Genomic DNA, 24,076 nt, shown 5'->3' on the forward strand with positions numbered 1-24,076 from the left:
CCCGGTTCGCCCTCGCGAGAGGGGTGATCGTAGGATTACTTTCAGTGCACGAACCCTCGGGGTACATGCACTCGTGGGTATGCCGGAGGCAAGCCGGATTCCTGTTCGAGGAGTGACAACTGCCGGACGGGAAGCTGAAGTTGACGGCATCCTGGTAGTGCTTGCGGAGAACTTGCTGACAAAGAGTGGCCGACAGGGCTTTGGCGTTGGGCGTCTCGGACGGCACGGATCGCTTGACGACAGAGATCGCGTAGATGGCTTCAGGGAATGGGGGCGTTCCAGTGGGCGGCAGCGGCGGCAGCGTGGCGAACGCGGAGAAGCGCCCGAACGAACTGCTCAGCTCGTGGTTCCTGCGCAGTGGCTGGTCGAAGGGTGAGCTGGCGCGCCAAGTGAACCGGCGGGCCCGCCAGCTGGGCGCGAACCACATCTCGACCGACACCTCGCGGGTGCGCCGCTGGCTCGACGGGGAGAACCCGCGCGAGCCGATCCCCAGGATCCTCAGCGAGCTGTTCTCCGAGCGCTTCGGCTGTGTCGTCGCCGTCGAGGACCTCGGCCTCCGCGCCGCGCACCAGGCCCCCTCCGTCTCCGGCGTCGACCTGCCGTGGACCGGTCCGCAGACCGTCGCGCTCATCGGCGAGTTCTCGCGCAGTGACCTGATGCTCGCGCGCCGCGGCTTCCTCGGCAGCTCGCTCGCGCTCGCCGCGGGCCCCGCCCTCATCGAGCCGATGCAGCGCTGGCTGGTGCCCACCCCGGGCGCCGCGGCGAGCCGGCCGGACCAGGAGCCGGCCGCGCACCGCCGGGCGAACCGGCTCTCGAAGCCGGAGCTCGACCTCCTGGAGTCCACCACCGTCATGTTCCGCCAGTGGGACGCCCAGTGCGGCGGCGGGCTGCGCCGCAAGGCGGTCGTCGGCCAATTGCACGAGGTGACCGACCTCCTCCAGGAGCCGCAGTCCGAGAGCACCACCAAGCGCCTGTTCAAGGTCGCCGCCGAACTGGCGGAGCTGGCCGGCTGGATGAGCTACGACGTCGGGCTCCAGCCCACCGCCCAGAAGTACTTCGTGCTCGCCCTGCACGCCGCAAAGGAAGCGGGCGACAAGCCGCTGGGCTCGTACATCCTCAGCAGCATGAGCCGTCAGATGATCCATCTCGGCCGCCCCGACGACGCGTTGGAGCTCATCCACCTCGCCCAGTACGGCAGCCGCGACTGCGCCAGTCCGCGCACCCAGTCCATGCTGTATGCGATGGAGGCCCGCGCCTACGCCAACATGGGGCAGCCCGGCAAGTGCAAGCGGGCCGTGCGCATGGCCGAGGACACCTTCACCGACGCCGACGACTGGGACGAGCCGGACCCGGACTGGATCCGCTTCTTCTCCGCGGCCGAACTGCACGGGGAGAACAGCCACTCGTTCCGCGACCTCGCCTATGTCGCCGGCCGCAGCCCCGCCTACGCGTCGATGTCCGAGCCGCTGATGCGGCGGGCCGTCGACCTGTTCGGCCAGGACGCCGAGCACCAGCGTTCCTACGCGCTGAACCTGATCGGGATGGCCACCGTGCACCTGCTCCAGAAGGAGCCGGAGCAGGCGACCGTGATGGCCAGGCAGGCGCTCGGCATCGCCCGCAAGGTGCGCTCGGAGCGGGTCAACACCCGTATCCGCAAGACCGTGGACACCGCGGTCCGCGACTTCGGCGATCTCGCCGAGGTCATCGACCTCACCGACCTGCTCGCCGCACAGCTGCCGGAGACCGCCGAAGCGGCGGTCTGAGCACCTCCAGAACCCCGGCCGCGACCGGCCCGTCCCGAAACAGCCCGACTCGGCTCCCCCGCGCCAGGTCATCGAGGACGGCGGCCGCGGCCGGTCCATGTCCACGCCCGGACCGTCGCTTGGTTGCGCCACGATAACGATCGACAAACCCGTCATCCGGTAGTTCATGGACGCGTAACACCCACGACCTCTTCGTCACTGCGGCGAAACATCGAGGGGCACCCACGGAAACCGGCCTGCGCCAATCTCATGGCTCATAACCGGCCCACCCCTCATGTGACCGCTCAGGCTTCGCCCGCACGGGGCCGTACCAACGACGAGGAGACGCCGATGGCACCAGCCGCCATCACGCTCGCCGCAGAGGCGCCCAAGCTCTCTGCCGCGAACACAGGCTTCATGCTGATCTGTTCCGCCCTGGTGATGCTCATGACCCCGGGCCTGGCCTTCTTCTACGGAGGCATGGTCCGCGTCAAGAGCACCCTGAACATGCTGATGATGAGCTTCATCAGCCTCGGGATCATCACGATCCTGTGGGTGCTGTACGGCTTCTCCGTCGCGTTCGGCACGGACAAGGGGTCGCTCTTCGGCTGGGACGGCGACTACGTCGGGCTCAGCGGGATCGGGCTGACCCAGCTCTGGGACGGCTACACCATTCCGATCTACGTGTTCGCCGTCTTCCAGCTGATGTTCGCCATCATCACGCCCGCCCTGATAAGCGGCGCCCTGGCCGACCGCGTCAAGTTCACCGCCTGGTCGCTGTTCATCGCGCTGTGGGCCACGATCGTCTACTTCCCGGTCGCGCACTGGGTGTGGGGGACCGGCGGCTGGGCCTTCGACCTCGGTGTGATCGACTTCGCGGGCGGTACGGCCGTGCACATCAACGCCGGTGCCGCCGCGCTCGGCGTGATCCTCGTCATCGGCAAGCGGGTCGGCTTCAAGAAGGACCCGATGCGGCCGCACTCGCTGCCGTGGACGATGCTCGGCGCCGGTCTGCTGTGGTTCGGCTGGTTCGGGTTCAACGCCGGCTCGTGGCTCGGCAACGACGACGGCGTCGGCGCGCTGATGTTCGTCAACACGCAGGTCGCCACCGCCGCCGCGATGCTCGCCTGGCTGGTCTACGAGAAGCTGCGCCACGGCGCGTTCACCTCGCTCGGCGCCGCCTCCGGTGCCGTCGCCGGCCTCGTCGCGATCACCCCGTCCGGCGGTGCGGTCTCGCCGCTCGGCGCGATCGCCGTCGGCGCCATCGCCGGTGTGCTGTGCGCCATGGCCGTGGGCCTCAAGTACAAGTTCGGCTACGACGACTCGCTCGACGTCGTCGGTGTCCACCTGGTCGGCGGCATCGTCGGCTCGCTCCTGATCGGCTTCTTCGCCACCGGCGGCGGCCAGTCCGACGCGCAGGGTCTGTTCTACGGCGGCGGCCTCACCCAGTTCTGGAAGCAGTGCGCCGGTGTCGGCGGTGTCCTCGCCTACTCGCTGATCGCCTCCGCCATCCTCGCCTTCCTCATCGACAAGACCATCGGCATGCGGGTCAGTGAGGACGACGAGGTCACGGGCATCGACCAGACCGAGCACGCCGAGACCGCGTACGACTTCAGCGGAGCGGGCGGCGGCGCCGCGGCCCGTACCGCCGTGCCGTCCCCGGTGGCCCAGGAATCCAAGAAGGTGGACGCATGAAGCTCATCACCGCGGTCGTCAAGCCGCACCGGCTCGACGAGATCAAGGAAGCCCTCCAGGCCTTCGGCGTCCAGGGGCTGACCGTGACCGAGGCCAGCGGCTACGGCCGCCAGCGCGGCCACACCGAGGTCTACCGTGGAGCCGAGTACACCGTCGACCTGGTGCCCAAGATCCGGATCGAGGTCCTGGTCGAGGACGACGACGCCGACCAGCTGATCGATGTCGTGGTGAAGGCGGCGCGGACCGGCAAGATCGGTGACGGCAAGGTCTGGGCGGTTCCCGTCGAGACGGCCGTGAGGGTCAGGACCGGTGAGCGCGGACCGGACGCGCTGTAAGAGCCGAACCGGCTGGCAAAGGACGGGAGTCGCTGGGTGACGAGTGTGAACGACGTAACGACCGAAGCATCGGACGACAAACCCAGCGGCTATGCGGCGGCCCGGCTGCGTCTCCTCCAAGGAGGAGCGCAGTCCGGGCCGCCGCGCCGTTCGGCCCTCGCCGAGCTGACCGACGACTGGCTGACCGAGCTGTTCGGCCAGGGCGCGCAGGGCGTCGCGCTGGTCGCCGTCGGCGGCTACGGACGGGGCGAACTCTCCCCGCGCAGCGACCTCGATCTGCTCCTGCTGCACGACGGCACCGCCGACCCCGGAGAGATCGCCGCCCTCGCCGACCGCGTCTGGTACCCCGTCTGGGACCTGGGCCTCGCCCTCGACCACTCGGTGCGCACCCCCACTGAGGCCCGCAAGACCGCGGGCGACGACCTCAAGGTGCACCTGGGCCTGCTCGACGCCCGGCACATCGCGGGCGACCTGGGCCTGACGGCCGGGCTGCGCACCGCGATCCTCGCCGACTGGCGCAACCAGGCGCCCAAGCGGCTCCCCGAACTGCGCGAGATGTGCGAGGAGCGCGCCGAACGCCAGGGCGAGCTGCAGTACTTGCTCGAACCCGATCTGAAGGAGGCGCGCGGCGGCCTGCGCGACGCGACGGCGCTGCGGGCCGTCGCCGCGTCCTGGCTCGCGGACGCCCCGCGCGAGGGGCTCGCCGACGCCCGGCGCCGGCTGCTCGACGTCCGGGACGCGCTGCATCTGACCACCGGCCGCGCGACCGACCGGCTCGCCCTCCAGGAGCAGGACCAGGTCGCCGCCGAACTGGGCCTGCTCGACGCCGACACCCTGCTCAGACAGGTGTACGAGGCCGCGCGCACCATCTCGTACGCCAGTGACGTCACCTGGCGCGAGGTCGGCCGGGTCCTCCAGTCGCGTGCCGTGCGGCCCCGGCTGCGCGCCATGCTCGGCGGCGGGAAGGCGGCGCCGGTGGAGCGTTCGCCGCTCGCCGAGGGCGTCGTCGAGATGGACGGCGAGGCCGTGCTCGCGCGGGCCGCCAAACCCGACCGCGACCCGGTCCTGCCGCTGCGCGCCGCCGCCGCGGCGGCCCAGGCGGGACTGCCGCTGTCGCTGCACGCGGTGCGCCGGATGGCCGCGGCGGCCCGGCCGCTGTCCACCCCCTGGCCCGCCGAGGCCCGCGAACAGCTCGTGACACTGCTCGGCGCCGGACGCTCCACCGTCGACGTGTGGGAGGCGTTGGAGGCCGAAGGGCTGATCACCCGGCTGCTCCCGGACTGGGAGCGGGTGCGGTGCCGCCCGCAGCGCAACGCCGTGCACACCTGGACCGTCGACCGGCACCTCGTCGAAACGGCGGTTCGCGCGAGCGAGCTGACCCGCCGCGTCGGCCGCCCCGACCTGCTCCTCGTGGCGGCGCTGCTGCACGACATCGGCAAGGGATGGCCGGGCGACCACTCGGTCGCGGGCGAGATCATCACCCGGGACGTGGCCGCGCGGATCGGCTTCGACCGCGCCGACGTGGCCGTGCTCTCCTCGCTCGTCCGGCACCACCTGCTGCTCATCGAGACCGCGACCCGCAGGGACCTGGAGGATCCGGCGACCGTGCGGGCCGTCGCCGACGCCGTCGGCTCGGTCGGCACGCTCGAACTGCTGCACGCACTGACCGAGGCCGACGCCCTCGCGACCGGCCCGGCCGCCTGGTCGTCCTGGCGGGGATCCCTCGTCGCCGATCTGGTCAAGCGCGTCTCCGCGGTGCTCGCCGGGGACGAGCCCCTCGACCCGGACGCGGCCGACCCCACGGCCGAGCAGGAACGGCTCGCCGTGGAGGCGTTCCGCACCGGCGGGCCCGTCCTCTCCCTGCGCGCGCAGACCGAGGCGGCCGCCGGTCCGTCCGACGAGCCCGAGCCGCTGGGCGTCGAACTGCTGATCGCCGTACCGGACCAGCCGGGCGTGCTGCCCGCCGTGGCCGGGGTGCTCGCCATGCACCGGCTGACCGTACGGACGGCCGAGCTGCGGTCGCTGACGCTGCCCGAGGGTGTCGAAGGAGCCGTGCTGCTGCTGAACTGGCGGGTCGCCGCCGAGTACGGCTCCCTGCCGCAGGCCGCCCGGCTCCGCGCCGACCTCGTACGGGCCCTCGACGGGTCCCTCGACGTCGCGGCCCGGCTCGCCGAGCGGGACGCCGCCTATCCGCGGCGCCGTGGCGTGGTCGCGCCGCCGGCCCGGGTCGCCGTGGCATCGGCCGGATCCCGGCTCGCGACCGTGATCGAGGTGCGGGCCCAGGACGCGCCGGGGCTGCTGTACCGGATCGGGCGCGCGCTGGAGGCCTCCGGCGTACGGGTGCGCTCCGCTCATGTGTCGACTCTGGGGGCGAACGCGGTGGACGCGTTCTATGTGACCGGGGCCGATGGGGTGCCGTTGCCTTCTGAGGAGGCGGCGTCGGTGGCCAAGGGGCTGGAGGGGGCGCTCCGGGGGTAGGCGCCCTCCGAAGAGGGGGAGTGGGCCGGTCGGCGGGTGCGGGAGGTGCGTGGCTGAGCGCGCAGTTCCTCGCGCCCCTGACGGCGTCCTTCGAAATCAAGCCTCTCCGGCGATTGAGGAGCGGGGTCCGGGGCGGAGCCCCGTGGTGCGCGGCGTACTCGCGTGACCGGGCCGCAGACCAAGCTCCTGCGGCCCGATACCCTGGAGGGCGACCTGTCCCTACCGCCCACCGACCCGAGGATTCGCGACCGCCGTGTTCGACACTCTTTCCGATCGCCTCGCAGCGACATTCAAGAACCTCCGCGGCAAAGGCCGGCTGAGCGAAGCGGACATCGACGCCACGGCCCGCGAGATCCGTATCGCGCTGCTCGAGGCCGACGTCGCCCTGCCCGTCGTCCGCGCCTTCATCAAGCAGATCAAGGAGCGCGCGGCCGGCGCCGAGGTCTCCCAGGCGCTCAACCCCGCCCAGCAGGTCATCAAGATCGTCAACGAGGAGCTCATCGGCATCCTCGGCGGCGAGACCCGCCGGCTGCGCTTCGCCAAGACCGGCCCGACCGTGATCATGCTCGCGGGTCTGCAGGGTGCGGGTAAGACCACCCTGGCCGGAAAGCTCGGCCTCTGGCTGAAGTCCCAGGGCCACTCGCCGCTGCTCGTCGCCTGCGACCTCCAGCGCCCGAACGCCGTGAACCAGCTGAGCGTCGTCGCCGAGCGCGCCGGCGTGGGCATCTACGCCCCGCAGCCGGGCAACGGCGTGGGCGACCCCGTCCAGGTCGCCAAGGACTCCGTCGAGTACGCCAAGTCCAAGGTGTACGACGTGGTCATCGTCGACACCGCCGGCCGCCTCGGCATCGACCAGGAGCTGATGCAGCAGGCCGCGGACATCCGCGACGCCGTCAGCCCCGACGAGATCCTCTTCGTCGTCGACGCCATGATCGGTCAGGACGCGGTCAACACGGCCGAGGCGTTCCGCGACGGCGTCGGCTTCGACGGCGTGGTGCTCTCCAAGCTCGACGGTGACGCCCGCGGTGGTGCGGCGCTCTCCATCGCGCACGTCACCGGCCGCCAGATCATGTTCGCCTCGAACGGCGAGAAGCTGGACGACTTCGACGCGTTCCACCCGGACCGCATGGCGTCCCGCATCCTCGGCATGGGCGACATGCTCACGCTGATCGAGAAGGCCGAGCAGACCTTCTCGCAGCAAGAGGCCGAGAAGATGGCCTCGAAGCTGGCCTCCAAGAAGGGCCAGGACTTCACGCTCGACGACTTCCTGGCGCAGATGGAGCAGGTCAGGAAGATGGGCTCCATCTCCAAGCTGCTCGGCATGCTGCCCGGCATGGCGCAGATGAAGGACCAGATCAACAACCTCGACGAGCGCGACGTCGACCGCACGGCCGCCATCATCAAGTCGATGACCCCGGCCGAGCGCGCCGACGCCACGATCATCAACGGCTCGCGCCGCGCCCGTATCGCCCGCGGTTCCGGCGTCGAGGTCAGCGCGGTCAAGAACCTGGTCGAGCGGTTCTTCGAGGCCCGCAAGATGATGTCCCGCATGGCCCAGGGCGGCGGCATGCCGGGGATGCCCGGGATGCCGGGCATGGGCGGCGGCGCCGGCCGGACCAAGAAGCAGCCGAAGAAGGCCAAGGGCAAGCAGCGCTCCGGCAACCCGATGAAGCGCAAGCAGCAGGAGCAGGAGGAGGCCGCCCGCCGCGCGGCCGCCGCCGAGTCCGGCGGCGCGCTCGGTCTGCCCGGCGCGGGCCAGCAGGGCGGCAAGGACTTCGAGCTCCCCGACGAGTTCAAGAAGTTCATGGGCTGACCTGCCCGGATACGCGCGCGAAGGGCCCGGAACCGCATCGGTTCCGGGCCCTTCGCGCTGGTCCTCCCGGGTGGCGGCCCGTCCTGATCTGTGCGCTGATGGGCCCAAGGATCATGGGTAGTCGGCAGGAGGGCCAAGGCGTGGCGAACCCAGTACCCCCGCGCGATCGCACCGATCAGCCCTGGCGTTCGGAGGGCGCGCCGCCCCCGCCCCCGCAGCCGCCGCCCAAGCGCAAGATGCCCGGCGGCTGGGGCGGCCTCATCCTGACGGCCCTGATCGTCTACCTCATCGCCAACCTGGTCCTGTCCTTCTTCAACCAGGGCGACGAGCCGACCATCTCGTACACCGAGTTCAGCAAGCAGGTCGCCAACGACAACGTCACCAAGATCTACGCGAAGGGTGACGCGATCCAGGGCCAGCTCAAGAAGGAGCAGCCCACCCCGGACGACAGCGACAGCCGGTCCAAGAACTACACGAAGTTCACGACGCAGCGGCCCTCCTTCGCGGACGACGACCTCTGGGCGAACCTGGAGAAGCACGACGTCACGGTGACCGCCGAACCGGTCGTCCAGGAACGCAGCTTCCTGTCCAACCTGCTCATCTCGCTCGCCCCGATGCTGCTCCTCGTCGTCCTGTGGATCTTCATCGCGCGGCGGATGAGCCAGGGCATGGGCGGCGGCGCGGGCGGCATGCTCGGCCGCAAACAGCCGCCGAAACCGGTCGAGCTGGAACCCGGCAAGAAACGCACCACCTTCGACGACGTCGCCGGCATCGACGAGGTGGAGGGCGAGCTCAACGACGTCGTCGACTTCCTGAAGAACCCCGACGCGTACCGCGCCATGGGCGCCAAGATGCCGCGCGGCGTGCTGCTCGCGGGCCCGCCGGGAACCGGTAAGACGCTGCTCGCGCGAGCGGTCGCGGGGGAGGCGGGCGTCCCGTTCTTCTCGGCCTCCGCCTCCGAGTTCATCGAGATGATCGTCGGCGTCGGCGCCTCCCGCGTCCGGGAACTCTTCGCCGAGGCCCGCAAGGTCGCGCCCTCGATCATCTTCATCGACGAGATCGACACCATCGGCCGCGCGCGGGGCGGCGGCAGCGGCATGGGCGGCCACGACGAGCGCGAGCAGACCCTGAACCAGATCCTCACCGAGATGGACGGTTTCTCCGGCTCCGAGGGCGTCATCGTCATCGCCGCCACCAACCGCGCCGACGTCCTGGACCCGGCCCTGACCCGGCCGGGCCGCTTCGACCGCATCGTCAACGTCTCGCCGCCCGACCGCGGCGGCCGCGAGTCCATCCTCAAGATCCACACGCGGCAGATCCCGCTCGCCGACGACGTGGACCTCGCGCAGGTGGCCCGTACGACGCCGGGCATGACCGGCGCCGAACTCTCCAACCTCGCCAACGAGGCGGCCCTCCTCGCGGTCAAGCGCAAGCAGAAGCAGGTCACCCAGACCGACCTCTCCGAGGCGCTGGAGAAGGTCCAGCTGGGCGCCGAGCGGCCGCTGGTGATGCCCGACGAGGAGCGCCGCCGCACCGCCTACCACGAGAGCGGCCACGCCCTGCTCGGCATGCTGCAGCCCGGCGCCGACCCGGTCCGCAAGATCACGATCGTGCCGCGCGGCCGTGCCCTGGGCGTCACGCTGTCCACGCCGGACTCCGACAAATACGCGTACACGGAGGAGTACCTCCGGGGCCGCATCATCGGCGCGCTCGGCGGTATGGCGGCCGAGCAGGTCGTCTACGGGGTCATCACGACCGGTGCGGAGAACGACCTGGAGCAGGTCACCAACATCGCCCGCGGCATGGTCGCCCGCTGGGGCATGAGCGAGAAGGTCGGCCGCCTCTCCGCGCTGCCGAACGACGCCCAGCAGGCGTACGGGCTCGCCGCCGCCCCCGACACCCTGGACACGATCGACACGGAGATGCGCCGCATCGTGGACGAGTGCTACGACGAGGCGTGCCGCAAACTGCGCGACCATCGTGACCAGCTGGACGCCCTGGCGGCGGCGCTCCTGGAGAACGAGACCCTGGAGGAGGCCGACGCCTACCGGGTCGCCGGTGTCACCCGGCTCACCAAGGACTGACCCGCCCGCGCCTCAGGCGGTACGGGCGATCAGATACCGGAAGACGTTGGGCATCCACACCGTGCCGTCCCTGCGCACATACGGCTGGAGCGCCTCCGTCACCTCCTTGTCGACCTGGGTCGGGTCCGTCGCTCCCACGGCCGCGTCGAACAGACCGGTGGACAGCAGCCCCTTGAGCGCGCTCTCCGTGTCCGCGTAACCGAAGGGGCACGCCACCCGGCCGGAGCCGTCGGGCCGCAGTCCGGCCCGCTGGGCGACCTCCTCCAGGTCGTCGCGGGTGGCGGGGCGCCAGCTGGCCGCGGTGCGCAGCGGGTCGGCCAGCTTCGTGGCCACCCGCAGCACGGACGAGGCGGTGCAGCGCTCCGGAGGACCCCAGCCGACCAGTACGACGGCGGAGCCCCGCGCGGCGAGCGGCGCCGCGCTCTCCAGGAGCGCCGAGAGTCCCTCCGAGTCGCCGGCCGTGCAGCCGATCGGCTCGAAGGCGGTGATGATGCCGTACGGCTCGTCGCCGGGCGCCGCCACGATGCTGTCGTCGCTGCCGTCCGTGAGCCGGGTCCGCGGTCCGCGGTGCCCCGCCCAGGTCTCGGGCAGCAGCCGCTCGCGGGCGAGTGCGAGCCGCTCGGGTTCGGCGGACTCCACGCCGGTCACGGCCGCGCCGCGGGACGCCGCCATGAGGAGAGCGAGACCGGAACCGCAGCCGAGCCCCAGCAGACGGGTGCCGGAGCCGACCTCGAGCCGCTCGTACACCGCTTCGTAGAGCGGGACCAGCATGCGTTCCTGTATTTCCGCCCAGTCACGCGCGCGTGCGCACAGGTCCGCGCGCGGCACGGGCGCCGCGTGGGATAGGTGCCGCTGCACGAGCGTAGGTGTCATGGAAAGTTCCCCAATTCGCCGAGAGATGCCGAGAGTTGTCGCCGATTCGTGTCGTTTTCGCGCCCTGCTCGCGCTCCCCCCGTATGCCAGAAAACTCCGCATCGTCCGCCACGTCTAGGGGGTGTCGGGCAGGCGTGTGCGCAATGCGCGCGTGCTCCGTCGTGCGCCCCCCGGAGGGTCATATGACGGGTGCACGCCTGGGCATACGGGCGAAAAGGATTCCCGTGCTCCGCAGTCATCCCCGTAGCATGCGCGCCATGCCCAAAGCACCCGTTCTCACGCCCCAGGCGGAAGACTTCCCGCGCTGGTACCAGGACATCGTCGCCAAGGCCGAACTGGCGGACAACGGACCGGTGCGCGGCACGATGGTCATCCGACCGTACGGCTACGGCCTGTGGGAGCGGATGCAGCAGGACATGGACGCGCGCATCAAGGAGACCGGCACGCAGAACGCGTACTTCCCGCTCCTGATCCCGCAGTCGTACCTCACCAAGGAGGCCGACCACGTCGAGGGCTTCGCACCCGAACTGGCCGTGGTCACACACGGCGGCGGCAAGGAGCTGGAGGAGCCCGCCGTCGTCCGCCCCACCTCCGAGATGATCGTCAACGACTACTTCGCCAAGTGGATCCAGAGCTACCGCGACCTGCCCCTGCTCATCAACCAGTGGGCCAACGTGGTCCGCTGGGAACTGCGGCCCCGCCTCTTCCTGCGCACGACCGAGTTCCTCTGGCAGGAGGGCCACACCGCGCACGCCACCTACGAGGAGGCGCGCGACTTCGCGGCGCGCATCCACCGGCACGTGTACGCCGACTTCATGGAGAACGTGCTCGCCATGGACGTCGTCCTGGGCCGCAAGACCCCGAAGGAGCGCTTCGCGGGCGCCGTCAACACCCTGACCCTCGAAGGGATGATGGGCGACGGCAAGGCCCTCCAGATGGGCACCAGCCACGAACTCGGCCAGAACTTCGCCAAGGCGTTCCACACGCAGTACCTCTCCAAGGAGGGCAAGCAGGAACTCGTCTGGCAGACCTCCTGGGGCTCGACGACCCGCATGATCGGCGCCCTGGTGATGATGCACGGCGACGACAACGGCCTGCGCGTACCGCCGCGCCTCGCGCCCACCCAGGTCGTCGTCCTCGCCGTCAAGGACGACGCGGCGGTGCTCGCCAAGGTGCGCGAGATCGGTGCGTCGCTCAAGGCGGCCGGCATCCGCGTCCACGTCGACGACCGCACGGACACCCCCTTCGGGCGCCGCGCCGTCGACTGGGAGCTGAAGGGCGTGCCGGTCCGCGTCGAGGTCGGCCCGCGCGACCTGGAGAACGGGACCGCGATGCTGGCCCGCCGCATCCCCGGCGGCAAGGAACCGGTCGCGATCGACGGGCTCGCCGCCCTCCTGCCCGGCGTCCTCGAAGCGGACCAGGCACTCCTGCTGAAGCAGTCGCGCGAGCGGCGCGTGTCCCGTACGAGCGATGTCACCACGGTCGACGAGGCCGTCGAGGCGGCGACGGCCGGCGGCTGGGCCCGCATCCCGTGGGCCACCCTCGGCGAGGCGGGCGAGGCGAAACTGGCCGAGCACGCGGTGTCCGTACGGTGTCTGCTCACCGCGGACGGGGCGGTGCCGGACGCGGACGACGCACCCGGTAACGTCGCGGTCGTGGCGCGCGCCTACTGAGGCGACCGGCTGAGAGCGACCGAGCCCTGTTGAGGCCGAAACCGTCTCTTGCGCATCCGGCCCCCGGCGCGTAGCTCCATCTACGCGCCGGGGCGTACGTGACACTACGCACCACCTTGGTGCGGGCTGTGCTTCTTCTCCGCAGATCAGCGCACCCGCCCTCGTCAGGACGCATCAGCGACAACTGACTGGTACGTGCAAATTATTTGGGATGCCCCGGAATAGGAACACGGAGGCACCCCGGCTCGTTGTCACGACGTGAGCACGACACCACCTGTTCTCGCCGCAGAGCTGGCAGGGGCGTGGGCCGACATTCAGCGGCACCACCCCGAACTGCCGGATCTTGCCGCGCCCGAATCCCTGATCGGGGAGTCGTCGTCCGCCTGCGGACACGAACTCTCCTTCGAGCGACTGCTTCACGAGGCAGTCCATGGCATCGCAGCCGCGCGCGGAATCCGCGACACCTCACGCGCCGGCCGGTACCACAACCGCAGATTCCTGGCCATCGCCGAGGAGCTGGGCCTCGACCACCCCGAGGAGCCGCACCCGAGCAGTGGTTTCTCCCTGGTCACGCTCAACCCGGAGGCGAAGCAGCGCTACCGCCAGACGATCGAGCGTCTCCAGCGCGCGCTGAAGGCGCACACGGCGGCCACGGCCGCCGACACCAAGCGCAGCTTCCGCGGACCGGCCGCACGGCACGGCTCCTCCGGGGGCGGCGTCCGGGTCAAGGCCGTCTGCGACTGCGGTCGCAACGTCCGGGTCGTACCGTCGGTGCTCGCCCAGGCGCCGATCGTGTGCGGCGGCTGCGGCAAGCCGTTCCGGATCCCCGAAGTGGTGGGCGCGGCCGCCGGGTGACCGGCGGGTTCCCGCTCCTGGTGGGGTGAGGTGGGGCGACCGTACTCCGGTTCGGTCGCCCCCTCGGCATATGGCACAATGGCTAGCTGTACTCGACAGCCGCACAGGACCCCTCTCTCCTCCGGCTGACGCGTCCATCGGGCACTCGGGTACCGCAACCCCACGCGGCAATCTCGCCGTGCCCACCCACGTCAAGACCAGGAGACACCACTCCCGTGGCAGTCAAGATCAAGCTGAAGCGTCTGGGCAAGATCCGTTCGCCTCACTACCGCATCGTCGTCGCCGACTCCCGTACCCGCCGTGACGGCCGGGCCATCGAGGAGATCGGTCTGTACCACCCGGTGCAGAACCCCTCGCGCATCGAGGTCGACTCGGAGCGCGCGCAGTACTGGCTGGGTGTCGGCGCGCAGCCGACCGAGCCGGTCATGGCCATCCTGAAGCTCACCGGTGACTGGCAGAAGCACAAGGGTCTGCCCGCCCCGGAGCCGCTGAAGGTCGCCGAGCCGAAGTCCGCTCGCCCCTCCTTCGAGGCGCTGGCCACGGCCGACGAGCCCAAGGGTGAGGCCATCACCCAGAAGAAGAAGGCTGAGAAGAAGGACGAGGCCGCTGAGGCTGCGTCCGAGTCGACCGAGGCCTGAGCATGCTCGAGGAGGCTCTTGAGCACCTCGTGAAGGGCATCGTCGACAACCCCGACGACGTGCAGGTCGCCTCGCGCAACCTGCGCCGCGGGCGCGTGCTGGAGGTCCGGGTCCACCCCGACGACCTCGGCAAGGTGATCGGCCGCAACGGCCGCACCGCGCGCGCTCTGCGTACCGTCGTGGGCGCCATCGGCGGCCGTGGCATCCGCGTCGACCTCGTCGACGTGGACCAGGTCCGCTGACAAAGTTGAACACCGGCTCGGGCCGGGGAGGGCTTACGGGCCGTCCCCGGCCCTAGTCGTATGACAGGAGAGATTCCGACGTGCAGTTGGTAGTCGGGCGCATCGGCCGCGCCCACGGCATCAAGGGCGAAGTCACCGTCGAGGTGCGCACCGACGAGCCCGAGCTGCGGCTCGGCCCCGGTGCGGTGCTCGCCACCGACCCCGCCTCCACCGGGCCGCTCACCATCGAGTCCGGGCGGGTGCACTCCGGCCGGCTGATGCTGCGCTTCGCGGGCGTACGGGACCGGACCGCGGCGGAGGCGCTGCGCAACACCCTCCTGATCGCCGAGGTCGACCCGGAGGAGCTGCCGGAGGACGAGGACGAGTTCTACGACCACCAGCTCATGGACCTCGACGTCGTCACGGTCGACGGCACCGAGGTCGGCCGGATCACCGAGATCTCGCACCTGCCCTCGCAGGACCTGTTCATCGTGGAGCGGCCCGACGGCAGCGAGGTCATGATCCCGTTCGTCGAGGAGATCGTCACCGAGATCGACCTGGAGGAGCAGAAGGCGGTCATCGACCCGCCGCCCGGCCTGATCGACGACCGCGCCGAGATCGCGTCGTCGCGCGAGGACTCCGTGGAGGAGGAGTCCGCATGAGGCTCGACGTCGTCACGATCTTCCCCGAATACCTCGAACCGCTGAACGTCTCCCTGGTCGGCAAGGCTCGCGCGCGCGGGCAACTCGACGTCCACACGCACGACTTGCGGCAGTGGACGTACGACCGCCACAACACGGTCGACGACACCCCCTACGGCGGCGGCCCCGGCATGGTCATGAAGACCGAGCCGTGGGGCGACTGCCTCGACGACGTGCTCGCCGACGGGTACGAGAGCGGGGCCCACGGGCCCGTCCTGGTCGTTCCCACGCCCTCCGGGCGCCCCTTCACCCAGGAACTCGCCGTCGAGCTCTCCGAGCGCCCCTGGCTGGTCTTCGCGCCCGCGCGCTACGAGGGCATCGACCGCCGCGTCATCGACGAGTACGCGACCCGTATGCCGGTCTACGAGGTCTCCATCGGCGACTACGTCCTCGCGGGCGGGGAAGCCGCCGTCCTCGTGATCACCGAGGCCGTGGCCCGCCTGCTGCCGGGCGTCCTCGGCAACGCCGCCTCGCACCAGGACGACTCCTTCGCGCCGGGCGACATGGCGAACCTCCTCGAAGGGCCCGTCTACACCAAGCCGCCCGAGTGGCGCGGCCGGGACATCCCCGACGTGCTGCTCAGCGGCCACCACGGCAAGATCGCCCGCTGGCGGCGGGACGAGGCGCTGCGCCGCACCACGCGCAACCGCCCCGACCTGATCGAGCGCACCGACCCCAAGGCCTTCGACAAGAAGGACCGCGAAATGCTCTCGATCCTGGGCTGGGGTCCCGGCCCCGACGGACGATTTGGGCCAACGCCCGGAGCCGTGGAAGAATAGGCCGCTGCTGTACGTCCAGCCTGCGCCCCTGCCACAGGGGGAACGACGCAAGGCCCGACGCGATCAGCTACCGAAACTCATCGCATACCTCCCGCCGATGACCTGTGGCATCGGCGAAGAAAGCAGACGATCATGTCTCACCTGCTCGACTCCGTCGACGCCGCGTCGCTGCGCAGCGACGTCCCGGCCTTCCGCCCGGGCGACACCGTCAACGTCCACGTCCGCGTCATCGAGGGCAACCGCTCCCGTGTGCAGCAGTTCAAGGGCGTAGTCATCCGCCGCCAGGGCGCCGGCGTCCGCGAGACCTTCACGGTCCGCAAGGTCTCCTTCTCCGTCGGCGTGGAGCGCACCTTCCCGGTCCACACCCCGATCGTCGAGAAGATCGAGCTCGTCACCAAGGGTGACGTCCGCCGCGCCAAGCTGTACTACCTGCGCGAGCTGCGCGGCAAGGCCGCGAAGATCAAGGAGAAGCGCGAGAACTGATCTCGCGTTCGGGGTCACAGCGTCGCCGGATAGCATCTGGCCTCGATGGACACCGAAGCACAGCACGTGGAGCGCGACCGCTCCTCCCAGCCCGCGGAACACCCGGAGGGCGAGGAGGACCGGTCGCGCTCCTCTTTGCGTTCGGGGAACGCCCTGTCCCGGGGCGTCGACGCGGTCGCCGCCTGGCTGCCCGGCGGACGCGTGACGCTCGCACTGCTCAGCTGCCTGGCGCTGCTGCTCGCCTTCAGCGTGTTCGTGATGCAGCCGTTCCAGATCCCCAGCGGCTCCATGGAGTCCACATTGAGGATCGGGGACCGCGTTCTCGTAAATAAGTTGGCGTACCGTTTCGGTGCCGAACCGGAGCGCGGAGACGTGATCGTCTTCGACGGCGACGGGTACTTCGGTGACGGCGACTACATCAAGCGGGTCGTGGGTGTGGGCGGAGACCACGTGGTCTGCTGCGACAGCGGGGGGAGGATCGAGGTGAACGACCAGCCGGTGAACGAGCGCTCCCTGCTGCACGCCGGGGACGCGCCCTCCGAGGTGTCGTTCGACATCAAGGTTCCCGACGGGACCCTCTTCCTCCTCGGTGACCACCGCGGCGACTCCCGGGACTCCCGCGAACTCCTGGGCGCGCCCGGCGGCGGTTTCCTCCCTCTCGACCATGTGATCGGCAAGGCGGAGTGGGTCGCCTGGCCGACCGGACACTGGCGTTCCCTGTCCCGGCCGGACGTCTACGCGCGCGTGCCCGCATCCGGCGGTTCCCATGGGTAGGCGGGGCAAGGCGCACGGCGACGAGCGGCTGCCCACCGGGAGCCGGCCCACCAGCGGGCCCGCGCACCCGGGCCGGGCGGAGCGGCGCAAGCTCGCACGCAAGGTGAAGCGCAGGCGCCGACGCTCGGCGATCAAGGAGATACCGCTCCTCATAGGCGTGGCCCTGCTCGTAGCCCTGGTCCTGAAGACGTTCCTCGTCCAGGCCTTCGTGATCCCGTCCGGCTCCATGGAGCAGACGATCAAGATCGGTGACCGGGTCGTGGTGGACAAGCTCACGCCGTGGTTCGGTGCCGAGGTGCACCGCGGTGATGTCGTCGTCTTCAAGGACCCCGGCAAGTGGCTGACGGCGGAGACGGGCCAGAAGAAGGACCCGCCGGTCGGCGTCAAGCAGGTCAAGGAGGGCCTGACCTGGATCGGTCTGCTGCCCTCCGACAACGACCGCGATCTGATCAAGCGGGTCGTCGGTGTCGGCGGCGACACCGTGAAGTGCTGCGACAAGCAGGGCCGTGTCACCGTGAACGGGACGCCGCTGAACGAGACTTCCTACATCCATCCCGGCAACACTCCCTCCAAGTTCGATTTTTCGGTGAAGGTTCCCGAAGGCCGGCTGTTCGTCATGGGGGATCACCGCGCCAACTCGGCGGACTCCCGCTACCACCTCACCGAGGCCTACCACGGCACGGTCTCCGAGGATTCGGTGGTCGGACGGGCCCGTGCCATCGTCTGGCCGATCGGCAACTGGTCCACCCTGGGCGAGCCCGGGACCTTCTCGGCCGTGGCCGACGCGCAAGGTGACGGATCGACCGCCGCGTCCGGCGCGTCGCATAAGGTGGCCACCACGAACAGCGCCGTCCCGAGTTCGAACGCATCGGATTCGGACGGAATGATCCCCCTCCCGACCCCTGCGGAACTCCCGCTCGTTATGGGAGTGGTGGGCCTGCATCGCGTAGGGATCAGGCAGCGGCACGGAGTGAGGAGTGGATGTGGGGGACTTGGCGGTCGGCGCACGGTCAGGGCAGGGGCCCGAAGAGCAGCCCGGGCGTTCCGACGACGCGGCGAACCCGGCCGTGACGGACCAGGGGCCCGCAGCCGGTGAGGGTGTGCAGGCGGATACCGGGGGCGGTGACGACCCCGGCAGGCAGCAGAAGAAGCCCCGTTCCTTCTGGAAGGAACTGCCGCTGCTGATCGGTATCGCGCTGGTCCTGGCCCTGCTCATCAAGACGTTCCTGGTCCAGGCGTTCTCGATCCCGTCGGCGTCGATGGAGAACACGCTGAAGATCGGCGACCGGGTGCTCGTCGACAAGCTCACGCCCTGGTTCGGCTCGAAGCCGGAGCGTGGCGAGGTCATCGTCTTCCACGACCCGGCCGACTGGCTGGAGGGCGAGCCGACGGCGGATCCGAACGCGATCCAGCAGGTGCTCAGCTGGGTCGGCCTGATGCCGTCCGCCGACGAGAAGGACCTCATCAAGCGCGTCATCGGCGTCGCGGGCGACACTGTCGAGTGCTCGGGCACGGGCCCGCTCAAGGTGAACGGCAAGGCGCTGAACGAGTCGTCGTACGTCTACGCGGGCAACACCCCGTGCAGCGCGGACAACGCGGGCGGAACGTTCAAGGTGAAGGTACCCGCGGGCAAAGTTTGGGTCATGGGTGACCACCGCCAGGACTCCATGGACTCCCGCTACCACCAGAACGACAAGAACTCCGGCTTCGTCCCGGTGGACAACGTCGTGGGCCGCGCGATCGTCGTCGCCTGGCCGCCCACGCACTGGTCCACGCTGCCCGTGCCGGACACCTTCGACCAGTCCGGGATCAACGCGGCGGCGAGCGCGGCTCCCGGCGCGCTCGGTCTCGCGGGCGCGGTGCCGCTGGTGATCTGGCGCAGGCGCAAGATCACCAAGGGGCTTACCGACGGGAACACCAGGGTTTCTGGCACCGGTACCGCCGGGTAGGGTGCCGTCCCAGATCGCCGATCTTCCGTGGTCCGCGCCATTGCGGGGCCGGACCGCGAGATCGATTTCTCCGACGCGGGGGAGCAACTGGGATGAGCAGGACACGTCGTACGGACGAGGGCCACGGCAAGGCCGGCAGCATGCTGTCGGGCATAGCCGTGGCCCTCGGCTGTGTGCTGTTCCTCGGCGGATTCGTGTGGGGTGCCTTCGTGTACCAGCCGTACACGGTGCCCACCGCATCGATGACGCCGACGATCGGCGCGGGCGACCGGGTCCTCGCGCAGCGGATCGACGGCAGTGTGGTCAAGCGCGGTGACGTCGTCGTCTTCCAGGAGGCGAGCTGGGGCGACCTGCCGATGGTGAAGCGGGTCGTCGGCATCGGCGGCGACAAGATCGCCTGCTGTACCGACGGCAAGCTGACCGTCAACGGCAAGAAGATCGACGAACCGTATCTGCAGGGCGGTATGAGCGCCTCGATCACCGGCATCAAGTCCACGACGGTGCCGAAGGGCCGTCTCTTCCTGCTCGGTGACGAGCGCAGCGGCTCCCTGGACTCCACCGTCCACCTCAGCGACGCGGAGCACGGCTCGGTGGAGCGCGGCGCCGTACGGGCCCGGGTGGACGCCGTGGCCTGGCCGCTGGACGGCATGCTGGCCAGGCCCACCGGCTTCGAGGAGCTGCCCGGCGGCATCTCGAACCCCGGACCGCTCACGTGGATGGTGTACGCGGTGGTGGCCGGCGCGGTGCTGGTGCTGGGCGGGGCCGCGTACGGCCCGATCGCGAAGCGTTCGCGGCGCTCGCGGACCCGCACGGAGCCGGTCCGTGCCTGAGCCGGGGGACGAGCGGCGCAAGGTGGCCCGGGTCGTGCTGCTCGATCCGGACAACCGCATCCTGCTGCTGCACGGGCACGAGCCGGACGACCCGGCCGACGACTGGTGGTTCACCCCGGGCGGCGGCCTGGAGGGCGACGAGACGCGCGCCCAGGCGGCGCTGCGGGAACTCGCCGAGGAGACCGGCATGACGGACGTCGAGCTGGGCCCGGTGCTGTGGGAGCGCTCGTGCTCCTTCCCGTTCGCCGGGCGGCGCTGGGATCAGGACGAGTGGTACTTCCTGGCCCGCACCCGTCGCCCGACGGCCTCGGAGGCGGGGCCGATGATCAACGAAACGGGCCTGACCGACCTGGAACGGCGCAGCGTCGTCGGAGCACGCTGGTGGACGTACCGGGAACTGGCCGAAGCGCATGAGACGGTGTATCCGACCAGACTCGCCGAGCTGCTGAACCGGCTGCTCGTCGAAGGTCCCCCGAGCCGGCCGCTGGTCCTCGACACGGAAATCGTCTAGAGGCCCCGGAGACTGGCGCACAATAGGGGGACGCACGGCTGAAGGGGAACATGCCATGAGCGCCGAGGACCTCGAGAAGTACGAGACCGAGATGGAGCTGAAGCTCTACCGGGAGTACCGCGACGTCGTCGGTCTGTTCAAATATGTGATCGAGACCGAGCGGCGTTTTTACCTCACCAATGACTACGAGATGCAGGTGCACTCGGTCCAGGGTGAGGTGTTCTTCGAGGTGTCGATGGCGGACGCCTGGGTGTGGGACATGTACCGGCCTGCCAGGTTCGTGAAGCAGGTCCGTGTTCTCACGTTCAAGGACGTGAATATCGAAGAACTGAACAAGAGCGACCTGGAGCTTCCGGGAAGCTGATCGGGTGGCGGGGTTTTCCACAACCTGCCAGTAGTTCACCAAGATCCACTTCCTTGTCGTCGCCGCGTCACCGTGGGCGTCGGAGGTGGTGCCGACGTGAACGCACAGAGCGCACTGGGGAAGTACGGCGAGGACCTGGCCGCGAGGCGGCTGGCCGAGGCCGGGATGACGGTGCTCGCGCGCAATTGGCGCGCGGGTCGGTCGGGCGAGATCGACATCGTGGCACGGGACGGCGACGCGATCGTCGTGTGCGAGGTCAAGACCCGCCGGGCCGTGGGCGGCGCCGGTCGGGACAGGGCCTTCGAGGACCCGATGGCGTCCATCACGCCGGTCAAGGCGCGGCGGTTGCGTGATCTCGCCGAGCGATGGGTGCAGGAGCACGGCGGGGCGCCACCCGGCGGGGTGCGCATCGACCTCGTCGGCGTCCTGCTGCCGGAGCGCGGCGCGCCCCGCGTCGAGCACGTGCGGGGGGTGTCCTGAGATGGGATTCGCACGCACGTGTTCCGTGGCCCTGGTGGGGGTCGAGGGCGTCGTCGTCGAGGTGCAGGCCGACCTGGAGCCGGGCATCGCGGCCTTCACCCTCGTGGGACTGCCCGACAAGAGCCTGGTGGAGAGCCGGGACCGGGTCAGGGCCGCCGTGGTCAATTCGGGCGGGGACTGGCCGCAGAAGAAGCTCACCGTGGGGCTGAGCCCGGCCTCCGTGCCCAAGAGTGGTTCGGGTTTCGATCTCGCTGTCGCGTGCGCCGTGCTCGGCGCGGCCGAGCGGATCGACCCGCGGATCCTCGCCGACATCGTGATGATCGGGGAGCTGGGGCTGGACGGCCGGGTGCGGCCGGTGCGCGGGGTGCTCCCGGCCGTGCTCGCCGCGGCCGACGCGGGCTACGAGCAGGTGGTGGTCCCGGAGTCCACGGCGGGCGAGGCCGCGCTGGTGCCGGGGATCTCCGTCCTCGGCGTGCGCAGCCTGCGCCAGCTCATCGCGGTCCTCGCGGACGAGCCGGTGCCGGACGAGGAGCCGGAGACGCACGGCCGCCCCGATCCCATGCTGGCCGGGCTGAGCATGCCCGGCAGCGGGGCGGGCACCGGGATCGGCGGCCTGCCGCAGGACGGACCGGGTCTCGATCTCGCCGATGTCGTCGGACAGCTGTCGGCCCGCACCGCGATCGAGGTCGCCGCCGCGGGCGGCCACCACGTGATGCTGTCGGGGCCGCCGGGCGCGGGCAAGACCATGCTCGCCGAGCGGCTGCCCGCGATCCTGCCCCCGCTCACCCGCGAGGAGTCGCTGGAGGTCACCGCGATCCACTCGGTGGCGGGCATGCTGCCACCGGGCAAGTCGATGATCGACATCGCGCCGTACTGCGCGCCGCACCACTCGGCGACCATGCAGTCCCTGGTCGGCGGCGGACCGGGCATGGCGCGGCCGGGGGCCGTCTCGCTGTCCCACCGCGGAGTGCTCTTCCTCGACGAGGCGCCGGAGTTCAGCGGGCAGGCGCTCGACGCGCTGCGGCAGCCGCTGGAGGCGGGGCATGTCGTCATCGCCCGCAGCGCGGGAGTGGTGCGGTTGCCCGCACGCTTCCTGATGGCACTCGCCGCGAACCCCTGTCCCTGCGGGCAGTTCCGGGTCCACGGCGGCGAGTGCGACTGCCCGCCCGCCGCGGTCCGGCGTTATCAGTCCCGGCTCTCCGGCCCGCTGCTCGACCGGGTCGACCTGCGCGTCGAGGTCGACCCCGTCACGCGCAACGAACTCGCCGGGTACGGACCGCGCGGCGACTCCACCCGACTCGTCGCCGACCGGGTGCGCCAGGCCAGGGAGCGGGCGGCGGCCCGGTTCGCGGAATCTCCGTGGCGGACCAACAGCGAAGTGCCGGGGCACACCCTGCGCACCCGGTGGCCGGCCGCCCCGGGCGCCCTGGACGAGGCCGAACTGGACCTGGAGCGCGGCTTCCTGACCGCACGCGGGCTCGACCGGGTGCTGCGGGTGGCCTGGACCGTGGCCGACCTCGCCGGACGCGATCGGCCCTGCGCCCAGGATGTGGCGCTCGCCCTGCAACTGCGGACCGGCATCTCGCGCGGGGCGCCCATGACGATCGGGTCCGGCACATGACCGGGCGGAGCGTCCCGGACGATGTGCGGCTCGCGCGGGCCCGGCTGACCCGGATCGTCGAGCCGGGGTGGGAGCCGGCCGGGCGGTGGCTGCGGGAGTTCGGAGCCGTGGAGACCGTACGGCGCGTCGACGAGGCGGACGCGGGGGCGACGGATCCGGCGCTGCCCGGGGTGAGCGAGGCGCGCTGGGCGGGGCTGGTCGCGCGGGCCGGGGAAGCGCCGCCCGCGGAGCTCGACCTGACCCGGGCCGGCCGGATCGGGGCACGCTTCGTGTGCCCGGGGGACCCCGAGTGGCCGGGGCAGCTGGACGATCTGGGGGACGCGCGCCCCCTCGGGCTGTGGGTGCGGGGCGGTCCCTCCCTGCGGATGTGGGCGCTGCGCTCGGTGGCCGTCGTGGGGGCACGGGCCTGCACCGACTACGGGGTGCGGATGGGCGCGAGCCTGGGCGCCGGGCTCGCCGAGCGCGGCTGGGTGGTCGTCTCGGGCGGCGCGTACGGGATCGACGCCGCGGCCCATCGAGGAGCCCTCGGCGCCACCGGGGCCACGGTGGCGATCCTCGCCTGCGGCATCGATCGCACCTACCCGCGCGGGCACGAGCAGTTGATCGGCCGGGTCGCGGAACAGGGACTGGTGGTGAGTGAGTTGCCGCCGGGCGCGCACCCCACGCCCAGCCGCTTCATCCTGCGGAACCGGGTGATCGCCGCCCTCACCAGAGGCACGGTCGTCGTCGAGGCGGCCTACCGCAGCGGAGCGCTCGGCACGGCCCGCTGGGCGCTGCGGCTGGGGCGGCATGCGATGGGGGTGCCGGGTCCCGCGACCAGCGCCGTGTCCGCCGGAGTCCACGAACTGTTGCGCAAGGAGGGGGTGCTGGTGACGGATGCCGAGGAAGTCGTCGAGCTGGTCGGTGAGATGGGGCAGCTCGCCCCGGAGCGACGCGGGCCCGTGGTGCCGCGCGACCTGCTGGCCCCGGCGACCGCGCGGGTGCTCGCCGCGGTGCCGGCGCACGGGACCCGGACGCTCGCCGAGATCGGGAGGGAGGCCGGCGCGACGGACGACGACACGACCGGTCGGCTGTACGAACTGCGCTCGTTGGGGTTCGTCGAACGACACGGCGACGGCTGGAAGTTGACACGCCAGGCGAACCGGTCGGTCTTCACGGGCGGAGGCGAATCCTGAGC

Annotated in this window: 23 protein-coding genes; 22 read left to right on the forward strand and 1 reads right to left on the reverse strand. The window is 70.8% G+C overall.

Going from position 1 to position 24,076, the window contains the following annotated elements:
• Positions 1-254 precede the first annotated feature (254 nt).
• The 6 genes from ABII15_RS27595 (at position 255) to ftsH (ending at position 10,147) form a co-directional block, all read left to right on the forward strand.
• A complete protein-coding gene (locus ABII15_RS27595) occupies positions 255-1,763 on the forward strand; it encodes a hypothetical protein (RefSeq protein ID WP_353944955.1) in 1,509 nt (502 codons plus the stop codon).
• 330 nt (positions 1,764-2,093) lie between these two features.
• Entirely contained in the window at positions 2,094-3,437 is a 1,344-nt protein-coding gene (locus ABII15_RS27600) for an ammonium transporter (protein WP_353944956.1), read from the forward strand.
• Entirely contained in the window at positions 3,434-3,772 is a 339-nt protein-coding gene (locus ABII15_RS27605; protein WP_111668198.1) for a P-II family nitrogen regulator, read from the forward strand. Before ABII15_RS27600 ends, ABII15_RS27605 begins: the two co-directional genes overlap by 4 nt.
• 36 nt (positions 3,773-3,808) lie before the next feature.
• Positions 3,809-6,250, forward strand: a complete 2,442-nt coding sequence (locus ABII15_RS27610) for a [protein-PII] uridylyltransferase (RefSeq protein WP_353944957.1) — start codon at positions 3,809-3,811, stop codon at positions 6,248-6,250.
• A 253-nt stretch (positions 6,251-6,503) separates the two neighbouring features.
• Positions 6,504-8,063: a signal recognition particle protein gene (ffh, locus tag ABII15_RS27615; RefSeq protein WP_353944958.1), complete on the forward strand. Its 1,560-nt coding sequence runs from the start codon at positions 6,504-6,506 to the stop codon at positions 8,061-8,063.
• A gap of 140 nt (positions 8,064-8,203) precedes the next feature.
• The gene (gene ftsH / locus ABII15_RS27620) at positions 8,204-10,147 is read left to right on the forward strand and encodes an ATP-dependent zinc metalloprotease FtsH (RefSeq protein ID WP_353944959.1); all 1,944 of its coding nucleotides are present in this window, start codon (positions 8,204-8,206) and stop codon (positions 10,145-10,147) included.
• Positions 10,148-10,159: 12 nt separating this feature from the next.
• Here ftsH and ABII15_RS27625 read toward each other — a convergent pair whose 3' ends face one another.
• A complete protein-coding gene (locus ABII15_RS27625; RefSeq protein ID WP_353944960.1) occupies positions 10,160-11,020 on the reverse strand; it encodes an SAM-dependent methyltransferase in 861 nt (286 codons plus the stop codon).
• 257 nt (positions 11,021-11,277) lie between these two features.
• On the opposite strand from ABII15_RS27625, the gene proS reads away from it, so the two are divergent.
• The 16 genes from proS (at position 11,278) to dprA (ending at position 24,074) form a co-directional block, all read left to right on the forward strand.
• Entirely contained in the window at positions 11,278-12,693 is a 1,416-nt protein-coding gene (proS, locus tag ABII15_RS27630; RefSeq protein WP_353944961.1) for a proline--tRNA ligase, read from the forward strand.
• A gap of 258 nt (positions 12,694-12,951) precedes the next feature.
• Positions 12,952-13,548 (forward strand): hypothetical protein, encoded by a 597-nt coding sequence (locus tag ABII15_RS27635; protein ID WP_111668203.1) that lies wholly within the window; start codon positions 12,952-12,954, stop codon positions 13,546-13,548.
• A gap of 215 nt (positions 13,549-13,763) precedes the next feature.
• Entirely contained in the window at positions 13,764-14,186 is a 423-nt protein-coding gene (gene rpsP, locus ABII15_RS27640; protein WP_351450283.1) for a 30S ribosomal protein S16, read from the forward strand.
• Positions 14,187-14,188: 2 nt separating this feature from the next.
• Positions 14,189-14,428, forward strand: a complete 240-nt coding sequence (locus tag ABII15_RS27645; protein WP_005311361.1) for an RNA-binding protein — start codon at positions 14,189-14,191, stop codon at positions 14,426-14,428.
• Between the two features lie 80 nt (positions 14,429-14,508).
• The gene (rimM, locus tag ABII15_RS27650; RefSeq protein WP_353944962.1) at positions 14,509-15,069 is read left to right on the forward strand and encodes a ribosome maturation factor RimM; all 561 of its coding nucleotides are present in this window, start codon (positions 14,509-14,511) and stop codon (positions 15,067-15,069) included.
• Entirely contained in the window at positions 15,066-15,887 is an 822-nt protein-coding gene (trmD, locus tag ABII15_RS27655; protein WP_353944963.1) for a tRNA (guanosine(37)-N1)-methyltransferase TrmD, read from the forward strand. The genes rimM and trmD overlap by 4 nt, the downstream gene beginning before the upstream one ends.
• 132 nt (positions 15,888-16,019) lie before the next feature.
• Positions 16,020-16,370: a 50S ribosomal protein L19 gene (rplS, locus tag ABII15_RS27660; RefSeq protein ID WP_018531094.1), complete on the forward strand. Its 351-nt coding sequence runs from the start codon at positions 16,020-16,022 to the stop codon at positions 16,368-16,370.
• 45 nt (positions 16,371-16,415) lie between these two features.
• Positions 16,416-17,144: a signal peptidase I gene (lepB, locus tag ABII15_RS27665; protein WP_353944964.1), complete on the forward strand. Its 729-nt coding sequence runs from the start codon at positions 16,416-16,418 to the stop codon at positions 17,142-17,144.
• Positions 17,137-18,240 carry a signal peptidase I gene (gene lepB / locus ABII15_RS27670; protein WP_353944965.1) on the forward strand — a complete coding sequence of 368 codons (1,104 nt, stop codon included), beginning with the start codon at positions 17,137-17,139 and terminating at the stop codon, positions 18,238-18,240. The genes lepB (ABII15_RS27665) and lepB (ABII15_RS27670) overlap by 8 nt, the downstream gene beginning before the upstream one ends.
• A complete protein-coding gene (gene lepB / locus ABII15_RS27675) occupies positions 18,128-19,093 on the forward strand; it encodes a signal peptidase I (RefSeq protein ID WP_353944966.1) in 966 nt (321 codons plus the stop codon). Before lepB (ABII15_RS27670) ends, lepB (ABII15_RS27675) begins: the two co-directional genes overlap by 113 nt.
• Before the next feature lie 92 nt (positions 19,094-19,185).
• Entirely contained in the window at positions 19,186-19,923 is a 738-nt protein-coding gene (gene lepB, locus ABII15_RS27680) for a signal peptidase I (RefSeq protein ID WP_353944967.1), read from the forward strand.
• Complete coding sequence (locus ABII15_RS27685) at positions 19,916-20,434, forward strand: NUDIX hydrolase (RefSeq protein WP_353944968.1); 519 nt, start codon at positions 19,916-19,918, stop codon at positions 20,432-20,434. The genes lepB (ABII15_RS27680) and ABII15_RS27685 overlap by 8 nt, the downstream gene beginning before the upstream one ends.
• A 55-nt stretch (positions 20,435-20,489) precedes the next feature.
• On the forward strand, positions 20,490-20,798 hold the full coding sequence (locus ABII15_RS27690) for a DUF2469 domain-containing protein (RefSeq protein WP_005311352.1): 309 nt from the start codon (positions 20,490-20,492) through the stop codon (positions 20,796-20,798).
• A gap of 24 nt (positions 20,799-20,822) precedes the next feature.
• Positions 20,823-21,278 (forward strand): YraN family protein, encoded by a 456-nt coding sequence (locus ABII15_RS27695; protein ID WP_353947227.1) that lies wholly within the window; start codon positions 20,823-20,825, stop codon positions 21,276-21,278.
• Between the two features lies 1 nt (position 21,279).
• Positions 21,280-22,899 (forward strand): YifB family Mg chelatase-like AAA ATPase, encoded by a 1,620-nt coding sequence (locus ABII15_RS27700; RefSeq protein ID WP_353944969.1) that lies wholly within the window; start codon positions 21,280-21,282, stop codon positions 22,897-22,899.
• Positions 22,896-24,074: a DNA-processing protein DprA gene (dprA, locus tag ABII15_RS27705; protein WP_353944970.1), complete on the forward strand. Its 1,179-nt coding sequence runs from the start codon at positions 22,896-22,898 to the stop codon at positions 24,072-24,074. The genes ABII15_RS27700 and dprA overlap by 4 nt, the downstream gene beginning before the upstream one ends.
• The last annotated feature ends 2 nt before the right edge of the window (positions 24,075-24,076 follow it).

Origin of the sequence: Streptomyces sp. HUAS MG91, assembly GCF_040529335.1 — a bacterium.
GTDB lineage: Bacteria > Actinomycetota > Actinomycetes > Streptomycetales > Streptomycetaceae > Streptomyces > Streptomyces tabacisoli.